This is a genomic window from Vibrio sp. YT-19(2023) (genome assembly GCF_033337395.1).
In genome coordinates, this window is the sequence record NZ_JAWOQN010000702.1 from 1 (window position 1) to 621 (window position 621).

A 621-nucleotide genomic window follows, 5' to 3' on the forward strand; every position below is an offset into this window, starting at 1 on the left:
CCTTTATGATCTTTAAGCTTATGCGCGGAATGTTAGGTGCGAAGCAGGGCAGTATGAACCAGCAACGTCAACAACCGGCATTTGGTGGTAACGCGTCAAAGTTTGAACAACCAAACATGCAGAACTTTGAACAACAACCAAATACAAACGCAGGCGGTTTCACCGGTTTTGGTGCTCAAACAGATGTACCACACAATTACCCACCGGGTTTCGATCAAGCTGCGTTTATTAACGGTTCTCGTGAGCACTACCGCATTTTGCAAGGTGCGTGGAACCACAACCAACTAGACACTATTGAAGAATATGTTTCTCCAAGTCTATTTGAAGATCTGAAAGCTGAGCGCGCGAAGCTAGAAGGTGAGCAGCACACTGATGTGATGTATGTCGATGCAGAGATCGTTCGTGCTGAATACGATGCGAACAAAGCACAATTAAGTTTGCAATTTAGTGGCCGTTACCGTGATGCTGCAGAAGGTGTAGAGGAAGATATTGAAGATATCTGGCACCTAGAGCGTGACCTAACGGTACCGAATGCACCTTGGTTGATTGTTGGTATTCAAGGTTAATCACCAAGCTCGTTCAATTTAGTCTTAATTAAATCCCGCTATTTAGCGGGATTTT

1 protein-coding gene is annotated in these 621 nt (G+C 44.6%); it reads left to right on the forward strand.

The genetic code is table 11. The annotated features are described in order from the left end of the window. The coding region (locus tag R7E78_RS27975) for a Tim44 domain-containing protein (protein WP_318058866.1) at positions 1–566 on the forward strand (566 nt) is incomplete at its 5' end. Positions 567–621: the final 55 nt, after the last annotated feature.